The organism is Micromonospora sp. RHAY321 (genome assembly GCF_023896955.1).
Lineage (GTDB): Bacteria > Actinomycetota > Actinomycetes > Mycobacteriales > Micromonosporaceae > Micromonospora.
Genome location: NZ_JAMHIW010000009.1, coordinates 38,489 through 56,070, shown reverse-complemented (window position 1 = coordinate 56,070; position 17,582 = coordinate 38,489). Strand labels below are relative to the sequence as shown.

Sequence of the window (17,582 nt, the reverse complement as noted above, 5' to 3'; positions counted from 1 at the left end):
TGGTAGAAGTAGTGACCACCGCGACGTGCCTCACGTCCACCTGAGACAGTCCGCCCAAGGAGCACCGACCGTGCCGCCCACTCTGTATCGCGATACCGGGTATTCCCTGAATCACCTGATCGAGGACATCAAGGTCGGGCGCATCGGCCTCCCGGATATCCAGCGCCCGTTCGTCTGGTCAGCCGCCAAGACGCGGGACCTGTTCGACTCGATGTACCGCGGCTACCCCATCGGCACGTTGATGTTCTGGGAGACGGGCGCGGAGGTCGGCACCCGCCAGATCGGCATGGAGTCCGCCAGCCGGTCGCCGCAGTTGCTCATCGTCGACGGTCAGCAGCGCCTGACCTCTCTGTTCGCCGTGCTCACCGGTCGACCGGTACTGACCAAATCTTTCGAGCAGCGCCGCATCCGGATCGCCTTCCGTCCCGATGACCAGACCTTCGAGGTGGCCGACGCGGCCATCGAGCGAGATGCACACTTCATCCCGGACATCACCGCGTTGTGGTCGAGCGGTTACAAGACCACGGTGCGCCAGTTCTTCGACCGGCTGAGCCAGGTGACCGCCGAGGACATGCCGGACGCCGCAAAGGATGAGCTGGAAGAGCGCATCGACCGAGTCCGCGACCTACGCGACTTCCGGTTCCAGGTGGTCGAGCTGGGGGCGGCCGCCGACGAGGAACAGGTCGCCGAGATCTTCGTCAGGATCAACTCCGAGGGCGTCCAGCTCAACCAGTCGGACTTCATCCTCACCCTCATGTCCGTCCACGCGGAAAAGGGCCGACGGCAACTCGAGGACTTCAGCCGCGCCGCCGTCGACCCCACGGTGACCGGGCCAAGCCCCCGGAACCCGTTTCTGGACCCGAGTCCGGACCAGCTGTTGCGGGTCGCCGTTGCGGTCGCTTTCCGGCGCGCCCGCCTGCAGCACGTCTACAACATCCTGCGCGGCAAGGACCTCGAGACTGGCCGGGTCAGCGCGGAGCGCCGTCAGCAACAGTTCGAGCGGCTGGCCGCAGCGCAGGAGAAGGCGCTCGACCTGACCAGCTGGCACGAATTCCTCAAGTGCCTGGCCACCGCCGGCTTCCGCAGCCGAAAGATGATCACGTCAGACAACGCCCTGCTGTTCAGCTACACGCTCTGGCTCATCGGCCGACACGACTTCGGCCTCGAAGTGCCAGCGCTACGCCCGGTCATCGGGCGGTGGTTCTTCATGGCGCACACCACCGGTCGTTATACCGGCTCGCCGGAGTCTCAGCTCGAGTCGGATCTCGGTCGGATCGCGGGCCTTACCGCCGGTGACGGCACCGCCTTCGTCGCCGAGCTGGACCGCATCGTCGCCGCGAACTTCACCGGTGACTACTGGGACATCTCACTGCCGAACCGGCTCGACACGTCCTCGTCCCGCTCCCCCGCGCTTTTCGCCTACCTCGCCGCGCTCAACATCCTCGACGCCGAAGTGCTCTTCAGCGACCTGCGCGTCAAGGACCTACTGGATCCCTCGGGTGCCGCGCCCCGCTCCATCGAACGCGACCGGCTGTTCCATCGCAGGCACCTCGAATCCCTTGGCATCTCCGGCACCCGACAAACCAACGCGATTGCGAACATGGCGTACGTCGACTGGCCACCGACCGAGCGCACCAACGCCGACGCCCCGCGCGACTATCTGCCCCGCATCGCGGAGACGATCGACCCGGAGACCCTCGCCCGGCAGTCCCGCTGGCACGCGCTTCCGGTTGGCTGGGAGCAACTGGACTACCCAACCTTCCTTGAGCGCCGCCGCCAACTCATCGCACGGGTCGTCCGGGACGCCTTCAACACGCTCGCCGGCGAGCGCAAGAGGTACGTGCCGACGACCGCGGAGGATCTGATCGCAGCGGGCGAGTCGCAGACAACGGAGTTCAAGTCCAGCGGCCGATGGAACGTCCACACCCAGCAGCACGACCCGAAACTCGGGCAGATCCTCGTCAAAGCGGTGTGCGGCTTCCTCAACGCCGAGGGCGGCGTCCTGCTCATCGGCGTCGAGGACGACGGCAATGTGCTAGGCATCGAGAGCGACTTCACCACGCTCGGCACAAAGCAGAACGCCGACGGCTACGAGCTGTTCCTTCGGCAGTTGCTCGACCACAACCTGTCCGCCTCTACCGCCTCCACCGTGCGCATCCGGTTCCCCCAGGTCGAAGAAAAGATGATCTGCCAGGTCAGCGTTGCGGCGTCCGGCCGGCCCATCTTCGCCAAACCGGCCAAGGGCGGCGCCGACGCGTCGGATTTCTGGGTGCGCGTCGGCAACGCGACCAAACAGCTTCACGGCGACGACCTCATCAAGTATCAGGAGGAGCACTGGGGATAGGGCAAGCTCGCCTGCGCTCAATGACCTGGACTACCTCGTCCTAAGCGAGCGGTGGAGCGTCCACCGGCACGGTCAATGGATGCTCCAACCTGGTTCTGGTGCCAACTCGCGCATCCAGCTTCACTCAAATCCGGGCTCCGCTCACGACGCCAAGATCCCGGACAGTTTTCGCAGCGCGGGTGGGTCCAGGTGCCGGATCGCTTTGCGCAGCAAGTTCGCCGGATTCCTCATCTCCACCGACCCGGCAACCCGTAGTGCAGCGCCGGCGTCACAGCAGCGGTCCGATACGATTCAGCGCGCAGGCGGCTCGGAACCGTAAGGATATGGGCCATTGCTACCCGCATCGGCGTCGATTCGGCAAAAATCGCCTGGCCCAGCCTCGTAAATGCAGGAGATGCCGAGAGAGATTAACAGGTCACATAAGTCGTCCTCAGGCCGGGATGGCAGCAGGACAGCAAGCCTGCGGTAACTCACAAACCTCGCATAGTCGAGCAATTGGCCTATAGCCAACCGCACGGGATCACGACGCGCAGAAGATTTTGCCTCCACGAGCTCGAAGGTAAGGGCGTCAAAAATATCGGTGAAGAGATAGCCCTTAGCGCCAGGCACCGATATGCGGTGACGAGGAACGAGACGCCTACCTGATCCAACAAGCCAGTCAAGGTATCGGCTGACTAACCCTGCTTCTGGACGAACCATTACGCGACTGCCAGATTCAGGATACCGCGCTCCGGCTGGGATGTAAGCCTCTACAGCAACATATCGATAACAACGGCGACCAGAACCGCTGGTGCCTGCGCTGCGATCATCGGTGAGGCGGGTCCCATATTCCTCTGTTAGTGTGCGGAAGTGGTCGTGGATGAAGCTAGCGAGGGGGGATGCGGCGCCGGCAGCAAAATCCTCGTAGTCGGCGACCAGAGCCTCGAGCACAATTTGTGCTGCGCTACTCTTAGCGATGACGTCACGCCCGGAAGTTAACGGGCCGTCAATTATGCAGGACTTGCCGAGAGCGGGGCTATTAATCGTCAAGTAAGCCCGGAATTGCTCCGCATGCTTCGGACCTCGGACCTCAACCCGCCATGCCTCGATCTCAATCTGGGTCGTCTTAAGCGTCTTAGTCAACGCGTCGATAGGACTAAGTGCCCGAAGAACACCGGGTGCGATGTGCCTTAAAATAATCGCCCACTCGGCGGGCCAGTCGGCAACGAGCGTATTTGGGCAATCCTTTGCCAAGTAGACAGCACCAACCACCGCCTTAAAAAATTCGGCGGCCATCTTCTCTCGCATACCAAGCCGCTCTTCGCTCGGCGACAGCAGCACTCCGGGCTCAAGCTTCGCAAGTTCAAATGATTTCACGAAGTGGGTCTGTGTTAGGTCTTCAAACCTGAAAACGGCAGGAGGCTGTCGACAAGCCTGAGTCACAGCAGATAACGCGTACTCGTAGGAGAGTACGGCGGATCCAAAAGCAGCTAGCACTGGACTCGAATTTGGAGAAGCCGATCTAGACGCTTGGTTCATGCTGTACGTCCAAGACCTATGAGTCAACGCAGACGACACCAAGATTGATGCACGCTCAGGCAATTTGAATAGACGCACCACCTGGCTTACCACATCCAGATGCTCTCGAGGGGTTCTATGGGACCGCTTACCAAGTACAGTCCCGTCGACGACTTCCGCAGGGACGATGGTACTGCTAGCCCCGAATAGAGAGCGAGCGAGGCTTGCAGCAGCGGGGGCCTGTCCCGCAACGCATAGAAAACCCAAGAGTTGATGGCAAATTTCGGCGCAGACCGCAGGCGAGAAGCTTTCCCGATCTTCGGATCTTGCCACTAACGAGGATTTGCGAATCCACGACATTTTCGAAGTGAGCTGCGGAATACTGCTGAGTATTTCACTCACGCGGTTATGCAAGTCAGCCTGGTTACTGACTTTGAGGGTCAGCAGTGCATGAACTGCGGCTTCCCGCCGAACAAAGGTTCGGCCGAGGGCGGCTAGGGCCTGCAGTAAACCACTGGTCATGCCTGGGAGCTCAAGGGCTTGCTCGTGCACGAAGGAGGGGCGCATAAGCGCAATTTTCAGATCAGATTCAATTGATTCAAGACCTATGCGATCAAGCCCGTGGTTTTGCAGAAGATCAAGGACTGGCCGATTGTCCGAGAAATATGAAAGGATACCTGGAACTTCACCGAATATCTGAATCGCGAGGGGACTATCAAGTGCGGTCACGGTCACCTAATCCCTCTCAGCCAAAAAGGCTAACTTCGAAAAGCGGTGTGTCGACGGCCGGGGCACGCGCCGCTGTCCCCGGTCACGCCGCTACACCCTGCCAACCGGTCCGGGTCGCTGGCGATAGCCGAACCGGCCGCACGACGGCTGATCGGTGACTGCGCTAGCACATCGCGCGGCTATCGCGCACGCCAATCCTCGTGTGCCTCGATGGTGTGATTGCCCCCCGCCCAGGTCGTTCCGCAAACGGGACATTTGACGTACCAATCGTCGCCGCCTTGTTGGTACTCAATCTTTCCTTGCCGCCCAGTTCCTGGGCAGTTATTTGAGAGATCAACCTCTTCTGAATTCATTTGTTTTCCTTTCTCAACGGGAAACGCGTAGGATTCAGGTTGTGCCAGGCAGCTCCGATGGCTCATTCGACTGCCGTTCGCGTACCGCCGCCGTGCCGGGTCACCCGTGGGCGCAGCGAGATCTTGACTGCGGAGCGAGTCAGGGCGGGATCGGTGGACTTGTTCGACCACAGGTACGCCTCACCGACCCCGAGCGCGGCCAGTTTCGCCGGTGTCAGGTCGGCTAGCGCGGCGTTGGCCTTCTGCAGGTGCTTGAGCCAGGCCGGTGAAGTAAACCGGTGCAGGATCACGTGGTTAGACAGCTCAATGAGCGGGATCGGGACGGAGGGTGGGTCCTGGCTCGCGACAAGGATGCTCATGCCTTTGTGGCGCATCTCGCGGACGCTTTCGATTAGGCCAGATACGAGATCGGGGCTTTCGATGTACTTGTGCGCCTCGTCGAAGACGACGAGCTTGTTGAAACGCTCACCTGCGCTCGTGGCCTCCGCGAACAGCTCCATGAGCACGACGAACAGGCCGAGTGCCTCGTCCTTCTCGATGAGTTCGTCCCGCAGGTCGACAATGACCAGCCGGCCGGGACGGATCAGGTCCTGGATGCAAGTGTTGTCGTCGATGTAGTCGGCGGCGAGGTCAAGCCGCTGGTGGGCGAGCTGCTTGATCTGGTCGGACAGCGTGGACTGGTCGATGCCAGTGCGGAGCGCATCGAGTGAGAGCGCACTTCGGTTGGCACGCATGATGCGGCCGAGTTGACGGATGTAGGTCGACTGGTTGCCGACAGCCCCCATGAGGAAACGCCAGTGGCTGGCGCGCAGTTCACCCGACCCGAACTTGAGTGGGCGAACCTCGATGGCCGGGTACTCCTTGCGTCGCTGCTCGACCTGGTCGGCCGGCACCAGCATGACCACGTCGGTCAGCGCCGCTGGTTCGGCCCCATAGCGCTCGCGGAGTCGCGCGACCTGCTCAGCGTCGTCGTTGGGCGCCACCATGCTGGCGAACTCGGGCGGGTAGTCGAGCGTCGGGCTGTAGTGGAACACGATGGTGGCCAGCGGCCTGGGCAGCTGGTTGAGAGGCGGAACGGGTAGTGACACGGCCTCGATGATGGAGCCGAGGGTGTAGCTCTTCCCGCCACCTTGGACCCCGAAGAGGCTGATGGTATGGGTCTCGTTGAGGTCGAGCGCGATCCGCTTGCCTGAGATCTCACCGAGGACGCCGTACTGCGGCGACTGACGGTTTGCGCCCACGACGATGTCCGGAATGACGGCCGGGTTCTGCTCGCCCCCTCGGAGGGCCGGTTGCTCGGCCGGTCGACTTGGGTGTTGCGGCTCATTCGATTCACGCACCGCCGACTCGGCAGTACCACCGGTGCTGCCGTCGTAGGCGGGCTGATCGTCGACGACATCGTCTTCGGCAGCCAGGGATTGGTCAGATTGCGCAGGCTCGTAGCCTGGGACCTCATGTGACCTAGCGGGCGACTGAAACGCCGCGTCGGCGAGCCGTGGGACGGCAAGATCGCGGCGGCTGCTCGTCGGCGAGGTCTGGCTGTCAGCGGACCCGCGTGCCGCGAGCACGGGATCGGTCTCGATCGCGCCGAGGAGGTCTTCGACGATGTCTCGGCCGATTCGGTGGAACTCGACGCCCGCTTCGGAGTCGACGCTGGTTCCCGAGCCGGAGAGGTCGAAGATCAGGCCGGTCCGGGTGAAGTCGAGGCGGTAGGTCCAGTCGAGGTGGTCGAGCAGCCAGTGCGCCTCGGTTGCGGCTTCGAGATTCATGATCCCGTGCCGTACTGCCCGCCCAAGGTAGTGGCGCAGCAGTGCGGCCAGCTCGGTGTTGCGGACCGGGCGGTCGGGGCGGTCGGGCTGGTGACGGTGGGGGTCGAAGCTGTCGGCGAGGACGTTTGCGCTGCGGTCGAGCTGCTCGACGATGGTGTCTCTTAGGTGTTGCAGGTCGGTAATGGTGGTCAAGGCGGTGTGGCATTTGACTTCGACGAGGCGGCAGGTGATCGTACGCCGACGTGCGTCGAGGCTGAAAAGGGCAAGGTCAGTACGGCGCAGGGTCACGCTTTCGGCGACCTCGTCGGCGCGGCGGCGGGCCTCGCGGTAGAGCTCTAGGTGCGCGTCGAGCGGGACCAGGATCTGATCCTGCAGGGCGCCCTGGTAGTCCAGGTACAGCCGCGCCATGGCGAGACCCAAGACTTCGGTGCGCTGGTTAGGCGCGGCCGATGCGATCTTGAAGGCGAGCCGTCCGGACAGGAGCCGTAGCTGGTCGAAGAACGTACCGGCGTGACGCCGGTCGATTTGCACGCCGTGTTGGTCGACCATCGGGGTGAGCATGGCGCGCAGCTCGTCGATCGATCGAGAGCTGACGACGATGTGATGGCTGAGTCCCGCGTCGCCGTCTGGTGCGTAGTCGATGACGTAGCTGGGCCGGCGGGTGCTGCCGGGGCTATCGAAGTACTCGACGCCGAGGGTGCGGTCGATGGTGATGACCCAGTCGCTATACCGGTGGGCCTGGTGCAGCAGAGCGGTGTCATCGGCGTCAAGGCTAAGGGTGATCCGGAGAACCCGTCCCAGTCCGGGTTCTCCGGTGGTTACGGTGGCGGTGGCTGCGGCGATGGTTGCCGGTAGTGCGGCGAGCAGGTCCGAGCATTCCTCGGCGTCGGGCAGTTCGCGCGCTCTGCCATGACGGGGTTGCTTGTGCCAGGCCACCACCGTGCCGGTGTCGTTGAACTTCAGATTCATCGGCTGGACGAGGCCGTGGACGGGGACGGGGACGGGATCGAGGTCGTCGCCCACGTCGAACTGCTCGCCAGCGAATGCATCGAACAGGAACGTCACGTGGGCGCTGTGCTGGCTCGTGGCGGAACGGTACTCGTCGAGTGGTCGGACAGCGACCGACAGTTTTGGCATCGGTGTGGTGTGGCTCGGCGTACAGAAGGCTTCCGCCTCGGCTGTGGCGCTCCAGGTCCCGCGCAGGAGCTCGGCGAGCGCTTCGCCGACGTCGAGAGCTTGCGGGTCGGTGGTGAACAGACGCAGGTCGTAGGTGAGGTGCCGCATCGCCGGTCGGCGTTCGAGTTCGACCAGAGTATCGGCGAGGGTTTCGCCGCGGCCCGGGTTGATCACGCATACCACCAGCGTGCGGACGTACGGGTGCATGCGCAGGTACCGTTCGAGCCGGTCGGCCAGTGCGGTAGCTGACACCGCGCTTCCCGCCGCTGGCCCACCGGCGACCTTTAGCGCTGTGGCTAGGTCCATGAGGACTGTCTGCGGGTCCTGGGTCTCGGAAGGCAGGCAGACGCCCCAGTACGGGGTGAGATTTGCGGCAGCCATAGTCAGCCGCCCGTCATCGGTCACCACGGTCAAGGGAAACCCGTTCGGATCGAGTCCTAGGAGCGTGTGGCCGGCGGCGGCGATCGTGTTGGCGGAGGCGGCCGTCGCGTCGTCCAGCCACTTGCGACCCAGCTCGGCCCAGGTCAGCAGCCATAGCATCCGGACCGGATGGGTAGGGGCGACCAGGATGAGCTCGCGGTGGGCACCGCCGGCGTCACGGTGGTCGACCGTCACGGTGTCGATACGCAGTAGCCCGGCGAGGTCACGCAGCAGTCCGGGCCCGACGGCCGGCTGCTCCACGCGGCGCAGGTACGAAGTGAGGGCGGTGGCGTACGCCTGGGCGTAGGCGATGATCGGCTCGCGGAGCTCGGACAGGTCCCGGCCGGCCAGAACCATGCCGTCGGTGCCGCTTACGGCTTGGAACACCGCGGCACGTGCCTGCAGAAGCACGCTGGTCGGCTCGTCTGCGTCGGTCAGCTGGCCACCCGCTGAATCGGTGTCGTGTGCCATGGGGGGATCGAGCTGCGGCTGGGTGCCGGCCGCCACCCTGATCCGCCAGGGGCGCAGCTGTCGTGGTGCGGCCAGGATTTCCCGCTCCAGGGTGCCAAGGACCGGGCCGAGCACGATGTCGGTGCTGCCTCGCGCGCCGAACCCCGCCGCCACCGTCGTGCGGTCCGGGTCCTTCCAGGCTGCCGAACGGCAGGTGATCGCGCGCCAGTCGCGCCCCTCAGCGAGGGCGGCGAACTGCAGCTGTCTCAGCACCTGGGTGACGCCGTGCCCCCTGCTCACCCGCTGCTGCGGCGGAGGCTCATCGAGGTCGCCGTCGGCGACGACGTAGAAGCGGTCGCTCTCCTCGGGCGGGTGGCCGATTGGCGCCGTGCTGCCTGGTGCGGTGCTAATCGGCGCGCGACCCTGGTCGGTGGCGGTGGGCAGTGGGACGCCGGCCGCGTCGAGCGCCTGGACGTGCAGGTAGTGCCAGCCGGGTTCCAGGTGAACGGCGCGGAGCTTCTTCAGGACGGCCTTGTACGGGTCCCGGGCCGTGGTGGAGACCTTGACGGTGGCCTGAATGCCGGTCGGTCCGGCGTCCTCCGAGACCAGACGCACGGCGAACCTGGCCAGGCCGGTGACCCCTCGGGGGTCGGGTTCGACCCGAAAGGCAACGGGGAGCTGTGCTGGTCCGGTTGGGCCGGCGAGGAGGTACGGCTGCCCGGTGATGTTGGCGAGCACCGGGTGTTTGGCGTGCTCCTGGCTGCTGCCGGCCAGCGGCAAATTCAGTTCGTCGACTTCAATCCTGACGGTGGGTGCGGGCTGCTCGTCGGGCAGGGGCCAGCGGTGGAAGGCCAGCGGCCAGTTCGCGTGGTCAACGACGATTCGTCGGGTCCACGTCCTTGGATCCTCTAGGCCCGTGTGGACGAGGAAGTCCGCAAGCCTTGCTCGGAAGGCCCGGTCGGTTAGCCGCATGGCGAGCACTCGTTGCCGAACCGAGCGGTCCGGTGTGCTGAGGGTGCGGACCCGGCTGGCGTTGCGCTCTACCTTGGTTCGGAGGTTGGCCGGATCGGTGAAGACTTCGAAGTCGGGGACCAGACCGAGCTCGAACAACGCCGCGCCGGCCGCCTGCCGGTCGTGGTCGTTGGCGGTCACGGTCAGCAGGTACCGTGCCCGCTCGGCGGCCCCGGCCGGCCTTGCTGCGCCGACGCCCGGCCGCCCCACGGCCGTGCCGTCGTCGAGGACGGCGAACACCTCGCCGATGTCGTGGCGAAGCTCGACCGGCACGCTGGCAAGCAGCCGCTCGACGAGCTCCGGGTAGACGGAACCAAGAGCCACGTCTTCGAAGGTGGCCACGTCGAAGGAGTCCTCGGCACTGACGTGCACGCCCGGCGGGATGAACACCAGCAGGACCGGGCGCTGCCGGCCCTCGGCGTCCGGGTTGCGCAGCTCTACCAGCTTGGTGCTCGTCACGGCCACGTCCTCGGCCACCACCGGCGGCTGGCCGAGGACGTGGATCTGGGCGCGGCTGCCCGAGGCGTCGCGCAGCCGCCGGCACAGGCGCTCGGCCAGCGGGGCTGGGACGTCTGTGATCCGGGCACAGTGGCCCGGCCCGCGGCCCGCGATCAGGCCAGACAACCGGGGCACGAGAATCCGTTCCAGAGCCTCGTCGAAGTCCGCGTCGGTGATCTCCCGCAGCCCTGTGCTTGTACTCATCGCGATGTTCCAGCCGAGGTGAGGCGGTACCGGGGCGTGATGGTCTGGGTGAGGTACGCGTCGGACAGATCGTTGTAGAAGCCGATCTGGCGCAGCTTCGCGACGAACGCTTCCCGATTAGCACGCAGCGCGGACTGGTCAGCAAGGTTGGTCACGCTGAACCCGTCGCCGGGCGGCAGCTGGTCTATGTACAGGCCATAACGCTCGCGGAGCAGGGCGAGGAACTCGTCGACCCGGATGGGCTCGGTGTGTAGCCCGCCAGCGGCGTCCGGGCGCAACAGCGCCAACTGCAGAAGGACCTCCAGCAGGCGGCTGTCGAGAACGAACCGGCGTTCGCCGCGCCGCGGCTGGGCGATCATTGCCCCTGGGCGGTTCTTCAGGAGTAGCGCGTCCAGGCAACCGGTGAGGTACTTGCGGTGGAACGACACCCGACAACTTGCGATGATCTCGATGTAGGTGGTGAACGGGTCCAGGCCCAGGTCGAGTAGATCAGCGATCGCCGGATCCAGATCCTGTCCAGGTTCCTGGAGCGCTTCGAGGACCCTCGGCAGCCGGGACTCGGCGAACCGGTCCCGGTCGGCCCGGTAAGACGGGCCGATCAGGCGCAGTAGCTCGGGCACCGCGAACACGCCTGTGGGCGGCCGGTGCAGCTTGCCGATCTTCACCAGGTGCGAGGCTAGGTCGTCGAGTTTCTTGACCGTGAAGGTGGCCTGGATGAACTCGGGCATCCGCGCGTACCAGTGCCGCGCGCTGCGTTCGGCCAGGACGGCCGGCGGAGTGCCGGGCACGCCGGCAACGTCGAGGAAGAACCCGCACGGCGGGTCGGCGGCCTCACCGGTGATCCGCGCCGGCAGCAGCCGCATCAGCCTCAGGTGGTAGCGGGCGAGATGGAACGCGAACAGGATCTTCAGGTGGTCAACGAGCACCGACCGCGGGATGAGCTCCTGGTGGTACAGCAGCCGAATCACGTCGTCGACGAGCAGCCGCGCCGATTCCGGGTCCATCGGCGGATACCCCTGAGCCGCCTTGGCCTCCCGGTCGGTAACCTTGCGGTGGATTACCTGGGAAAGGTTGATCAGCGCCTGAGTCTCCACGTCGACCCCGTTACCGGCCGTCGGCGTGGGCGTCCCTGTGCGGGCGTCGATGCCGGCAAAGAAGAACTGCTTGAGGCTTCCCAGGATTCGTGGTCCCCGCCCGCCCGGCTCGTGGTAGATCATCCAGTACAGCTGCTCGTCCGCGCCGTACGGACGGGAACGCTTGGCCACCCGGTACCTGTAGGCGAAGCCGTGGAGGGGGCGCAGCCCGGCGACCGCCTGCCCCTGCCTGCCCCGGTTGATCAGGTCAAGCAGGCAGGTTTCGACCCAGCGGTGGGTGATCTCCGGATCGAACCCCTGGAACCAGGCCGTGCTCTCCAGGATGGTGGCCGCGTACTCACCGACCGGTACGTCGTTGGGCGAGCCGATCACGACGCTCGACGAACCCCGCCACCACAGCCGCGGCAGCAGCCCGGTCAGCACTCGATCCATGTCGAGCTGCTTGTAGTCGAGGAAGCTCACCCCGGGATGGCGGAACTCACGGTCGTCGCGGTGCAGCCCCATCACGCCTCCCCGCCGTCCGTGACCGTCACGCCGCCGTCCATCACCAACACGCCGCCGTCGGCGATGTGGATCCGGTGCACGTCCCTGCCCGTCACGGTGAGCAGCAATTCCCGGTACGGCGTTGCCGACAGCTCGTGCTTGAAGATGCTCAATCCTAGGTACAGGCCCTGCTGCTCGGCGGCGCTGGGCAGGTACCCGTCGCCGAGCCGCGACAGCAGCTCGAATAGATCCAGCCGGATCCGCAGCTGCGCCTCGTGACCGGCGACCCCCCGATGGCTGAGCATCAACTCCTGGTACCCGCCCTCCAGGTACGTCGAGGCGGCATCGCCAGCGGGCCAAAGCCGGAGGCTGCTGGCGGGAAACAGCCGGTAGCTGCGGATTGTGCCGCCCGGCACTGCCCTGACCTGCAGCGCCAGCGCTCCATCGGGGACCGCCGCGCCTGGCAACCCTTCCCCGCGGTTGATCCCAGCGATGAGCGTGGTCAAGTAACGAGGCACCCGGTCGGGGGAGGCAAGCAGATCCATAAATGCCCGAGCCGACCGGTAGGGCAGCATCACGGCCGAGCGCTCCTCGTCGACGCATTCGAAGTAGAACCGGCGGCGGGCCGCAGCCAGGTAGCGGCGGTGCAGGTCGGCGTCGGCGGCAGTGCCGGCAGCGCCACGCGGCAGCTGCGCGAATAGCCCGGCGAGTAGCTGCAGGTCGTAGTCGCCACGCTGGTCGACGACCATGAGTGCCCGGCCGGCGTCGGGGCCGACGTAGTCCAGCCGTCGGTCGAGTGCCGGGTCAGCGACGGCCGCGACGTCCACCTGCGACAGTAGGGACAGCAGCCGGTCACGGCCGCCGGCCGGCCCGGCCCAGCTGTTGAAATAGAACCCGTCGAGGACCGAAGCGCTGTCGTCGTCGGCGTACAGCTGGTGGATCTCTTCGCAGCTGCGTCCACTGGTGAGCAGGTAGGCCAGTGCCGATCCGATGTCCCGCATGGTCAAGTGCTGCACGCCCCGTAGCGCTGTCACGGTGAACATCGTCCGTAGCCGCGTCACGATCTTCGGGCCGACCCCGTCGTTGGCGAGTGTCTGGGCGTTGTGCCGGGCGTAGCAGGTCGCCGCGAGCGAGCATCCCGCGCAGTCCTCCCAGCGGCGGGGATCGGTCATCCGCGCCAGCAGGCGGTCGAAGACCGGTGCTTCGAGGTCGTCCACCTCGGTCAGCAAGCTTCGCCGGTTGAGGTTGATCACCGCGATCGGGCCGTCCTCGGCGGTGCCGGCCAGCCCGCTCCGGACCCGCTTGGCGAGCGTCGGGAACCGCTGCTCGTGGGTGCTTACGAAGTCGACCAGCCGGCCCTCGTTGATCGCGATCAGCCTGGTCTCCTGCGGGTCACCGGTCGGCTTGGCCCCGGCGAACGGGGCGAAGAAGTCCAGCAGGACATCGTCGTTAGCCCGGTCGCCCTCGTCCTGGCTGCCGTCGTGGTTGGTTCGCAGCCAGCGCCCATCCAGCAACTGGAAATCCGCGCCATTGTCGCGATACACGGGCGCGCGCGGGCCGTCGGCGCGAGCGGCGTGCAGCAGCCGGTCAAGGTAGGCCGTCTTCCCGTCGCCAGCATTGCCCGTGATGATGACCAACCGGTACCGCCCTGCGAGGACCGTCGGCGTCAGCTTCGCGTCGAGCGCCGTCGCCACATAGAGGTCGATCCGCTCGCCGGTGCCGCCCGTGCTACCGCTGCGAGTACCAGCGTTGCTGCCGGCACTCTGGCTATAGAGCGACCGCAGGTGCTCGACGAACAGGTTGCGATCGGCCTGCGCTGCCGGGGCTGCCGGGGCTGGCACCGCCAACTCTGCTGGGACATCCACCGCTTGGTGGACCCGGCCACCGATCGACCGCAGGGCGGCCAGGAACTCGGCCGCGTCCGCATACCGCTCGCTTCGGAACGGCGCGACGGCCCGCAGCACGACATCCACCAGCCCATCGGACAGACTTCCCAGGCCGGTGTAGGTCCGCGGATCGGCCGCCCTCTCACCTGTGGCCTGGTGCTTGCCCTGGAAGGGCCACCCCCCGGTAAGCAACTCGTAGAGCGTCAGCCCAAGCCCGTACAGGTCCCGGTCAGCCAGATCCGCCCGGGTCAGCGGGCCGCTGGCGAAGTCGGGCGGGGCGTACTGCGGAGTCCCGCCCACCTGGGACAGGCTGTCGTCTGCCCTGGTCGCCACGTTGAAGTCCAGGATCTTGCAGCCAGCATCCGTCCGCAGCAGGTTCGCGGGCTTGATGTCGCAGTGCGAGATCCCTTCACCATGCAAGTGGACGAGTCCCTCGGCGACGTCGATACCGAACCGCACGACGTCGGCCGGCCCCAACGCCCGCTCGGCCACCAGCACCTTCGCGTCGCGGCCGTCAACGAACTCGAACACCAGATAGGGCACCCGGCCCAGATCGAGATAGTCAGCGTCGCGTACCTCAACGACACAGCGGTGCCGTGGCAGGTTGAGCAGGAGCTGGAACTCCCGCTTCAGCCGCTCGACTACCGAGTCAGAGCCTTTGTGAACAATTTTAACGACTCGATCCTCATCGGCCAGATTGTCATACACTCGGTAGACCGTGCCGAAGTGCCCCGACCCGAGCTTGTCCCGGACCTGGTACTTGGGGGTCAGCTGGTAGCCGGCCGGCAGGCTCGCGTAGTCGACGCCGGCCGTCGGCTTCGGCCTGGGCCCGCTGTCCTCGGAGCCGACGGCACCGGTGCGGGCCAGGCGCTGCAGCTCCCGCAACGCCTGCGTAGCCGACGGCCGCCCGGACGGCGCCCGGGCACACATCCGCCGCAGCAGCGCCTGCAGAGCCGTACCGACACCGGCGGCGGCCAACACCGCCGACGGCAGCTCGCTGCCCTTCTGGAACTGCTCGGCCGACGACGCGAACGGCACCTCACCGGTCAGCAGCTGGAAGCCGACCACACCTGCCGCATAGACGTCCGATGCCTGGCTCATCGCCGGGGCGTGCCCCTGACACTCCGGCGCCACGTACACCGGGCCAAGCACCTCGACGAGCCGGCCGGCCACCGTGTAATCCCGCGGCCCCTCGGAACGGGCGTAGTCGAACCCAGTGAGCAGCGCCCGGCCATTGACGTCCGAGACGAGTACGGCGGCCGGCGTCAATGCCCGGTGCAGGACCCCGTAGGCGTGCGCGTGCGCCAGCCCGCGCAGGAGGTCACCGAAGACCCGCAGCTTCGCGTCGGCGCCCAACGCCTGCCGCGGATCTGTCAGGTGCACGGTCAACGCCTGGCCGCGGGTGTCGTCGAGAACCAGCACGAACTGGCTCTCGTCCTCGATGGCGAAGAAGGTCCGACGCCCGACGATGAACGGGCTCGGCGGCAACTTTGCCAGCACCTCGTACGCGTTGGCGATCATGTGCCGCTGAGTGGCGCGTTCGAGCTCCGGCAGGAACGGGTCCGCGCGGTATACCCGCAGCAGAACCGTCTCGGACGTGCCAGCCATCGCGTTCCGCGCCCGATACTCGGTGACCTCGTCGTCGCCGCCGAGTCGCTCGCACACCACCCAGTCGCCAAATTTCTTGGGACCGGTTGGTTGGCGTACCTTGCGATGCAGCGCCGTGAGGATGGCGTTTCGATGCTGCCGGACGTCACGCAGCATCCCGGAGCGGACCCGAGAGACATCCCCAAGCGCCGGAATCAGCCCATCCAGGTCGGTTACGTGCAGCGCGTCGGCGTCCTCACGGTCATTCGGGTCGACCAGCCGGGCGTCCGGCCAAGGCAGCACCACCAACTGGTCGACGTACACCCGCGACAGCCCCGGCTGATGATTGGTCAGCAAGCCCTTGACCGCCCGGGTGTGTCCGCGCAACTTTCTTACAGGCGAATGGAACGGGGCTCGCCTCGCCGGGTGCCACCGGGTACCGGCGACATCGATACGCCCCCGGGTCCCCTTGACGTCGACCAGGCAGACGCCCCGACCGTTGATCACGACCAGGTCGATCTCGTAGCAGTCTCCACGCACCGGGACCTCGACGTTGTGCAGAACAACCCAGTCGTCCGGGGCATGCTCAGCCAGGTGCTTGAGTACCAAGCGTTCCGCATCGTTGGCCGGAGGACCCCCGTCGACGATCTCCGCCATGCCTACCGCGCCGCCTCTCGCACCGCCTCGTCCAACAGTGCAGACGCTAGATCCTCTTTCCTATCAGCCTCGTCGCGGTCTCGGTAGGCCTGCCGGACCGTCTCAGCGATTCGCTCTCTGTCGGATGCTGTACACACGGGCACCGGCAACTCAACCCGTAGCTCTGGATGGATGTCTTGCTGCTTACCGCCGACGCTCATGGAGCGCAACATTCTGAACGCCGCCTCCGACCGGAGGAAAGCGAACAAGTACGCGCCAGGGAACTCTGGATCGCCAGACACCACACGAAGAAAGTGCTGGCTGTACACGTGCTCCAGCCAAGTTCCAGTTACGAAAATAGGCCGGCAATAGACCTCACTCTCACCCAGCGTACCTTGTGCCGCAATGAGGACAGTCTCATCTTTAGCGTAAATGCCGGGAGGCGCCTGTCCAGGATCAATCCATCGCCCTTCCGGGCGGAGCCAAAAGCCTTGGCGCTGACCGATTAGCCTTGCGCCAAAACCGGGATTACTATCAACTCTCTTAAAGCGAACTCCCGAGCTGAGTTGGCCGCCGCCGCAAATACTTCCGAGGGTGCGGTAAGGGACGCTCCTCAGAGTTGAAAGGAGGCGCTGCGCTCGGGGGGCATGGTTCAATGCCCTAATGGTCGTCGACGTTGGCTTGGCACTAAATTCGAGGTCGCGAGACTGATCGTGCCAGAGAAGGTCGAGAAGCTCAGGAAGTCCAGCGGATTTGAATAGGTCTTGTGTGGCAGTCTGAATGCCGTCTTCGAACCGCTGCCGAAGTTGCATAGCCTCCCGGATGAGACCGTCGATCTTCAGTTCGGTCTCCTCGTCTAGCCGAGGGACCGGAATGTCGGCGATATGGCTTGGTTCGATATGACGTACACTGGTTCCATAGATACCTCCCTTGATCATTGAAGCGCCAAGCGGCCCAGCAAGGAACGTGTAGAGGTATCCCGGCGAAATTCTCGTTTGGTCAGGAACGGCTCGCATCACATCTTGACTACATGCGGACCCGTTCATGCTGAGCCTGGCGTAGGTGACACGTCCAGATGTCATGCCGGAACAGGTGATCAGCGTCCACCCCGGCTCCAGCGGAAGATTCGGGGTATCGGCGAAGGATCTCTTCGTGATCATCTGCAGATTGGACAGATCTGCCTGAAAGATGTCTGCACTTCCGAGAAAGGGAACTCCGTGCTGCTGATGGGTGGTCCAATGTCGACGGAAACGGCCGGCATGGAAGATGCGGGTGGTGACATCTTGGAGCGGCTCAGTCCGAGGGAAACGCTGGAGCAACGTTCGTGCCGCGTACCCCTCGGAGACGTACGGGCCGGGGTCGAGGCGGAGGCCCTGGTCCGCGAGCCAGGCAACCCGGACCGGATTGTCGATTTCGGCGAGCTTCACGGGGTCTCCTCGGGGAAC

At 65.3% G+C, this 17,582-nt stretch carries 6 protein-coding genes; 1 reads left to right on the top strand and 5 read right to left on the bottom strand.

The window, feature by feature from the left end:
• Positions 1–70: 70 nt before the first annotated feature.
• The gene (locus M8C17_RS19945) at positions 71–2,344 is read left to right on the top strand and encodes a DUF262 domain-containing protein (protein WP_252418027.1); all 2,274 of its coding nucleotides are present in this window, start codon (positions 71–73) and stop codon (positions 2,342–2,344) included.
• A 291-nt stretch (positions 2,345–2,635) separates the two neighbouring features.
• Here the strand turns inward: M8C17_RS19945 and M8C17_RS19940 are convergent, their stop codons facing one another.
• The 5 genes from M8C17_RS19940 to M8C17_RS19920 form a co-directional block, all read right to left on the bottom strand.
• The gene (locus M8C17_RS19940) at positions 2,636–4,570 is read right to left on the bottom strand and encodes a hypothetical protein (protein ID WP_252418026.1); all 1,935 of its coding nucleotides are present in this window, start codon (positions 4,568–4,570) and stop codon (positions 2,636–2,638) included.
• A 415-nt stretch (positions 4,571–4,985) separates the two neighbouring features.
• Positions 4,986–10,451 (bottom strand): hypothetical protein, encoded by a 5,466-nt coding sequence (locus M8C17_RS19935; protein ID WP_252418025.1) that lies wholly within the window; start codon positions 10,449–10,451, stop codon positions 4,986–4,988.
• The gene (locus tag M8C17_RS19930; protein ID WP_252418024.1) at positions 10,448–12,049 is read right to left on the bottom strand and encodes a hypothetical protein; all 1,602 of its coding nucleotides are present in this window, start codon (positions 12,047–12,049) and stop codon (positions 10,448–10,450) included. The genes M8C17_RS19935 and M8C17_RS19930 overlap by 4 nt, the downstream gene beginning before the upstream one ends.
• On the bottom strand, positions 12,049–16,158 hold the full coding sequence (locus M8C17_RS19925; RefSeq protein ID WP_252418023.1) for a serine/threonine protein kinase: 4,110 nt from the start codon (positions 16,156–16,158) through the stop codon (positions 12,049–12,051). The genes M8C17_RS19930 and M8C17_RS19925 overlap by 1 nt, the downstream gene beginning before the upstream one ends.
• 2 nt (positions 16,159–16,160) lie before the next feature.
• Positions 16,161–17,564, bottom strand: a complete 1,404-nt coding sequence (locus M8C17_RS19920; RefSeq protein WP_252418022.1) for a hypothetical protein — start codon at positions 17,562–17,564, stop codon at positions 16,161–16,163.
• Positions 17,565–17,582 lie beyond the last annotated feature (18 nt).

Bases quoted from the DNA above. Each gene is read 5' to 3' on its own strand.
- M8C17_RS19930 (WP_252418024.1), bottom strand. From the start codon at position 12,049: ATGGGGCTGCACCGCGACGACCGTGAGTTCCGCCATCCCGGGGTGAGC.
- M8C17_RS19935 (WP_252418025.1), bottom strand. From the start codon at position 10,451: ATGAGTACAAGCACAGGGCTGCGGGAGATCACCGACGCGGACTTCGAC.
- M8C17_RS19925 (WP_252418023.1), bottom strand. From the start codon at position 16,158: ATGGCGGAGATCGTCGACGGGGGTCCTCCGGCCAACGATGCGGAACGC.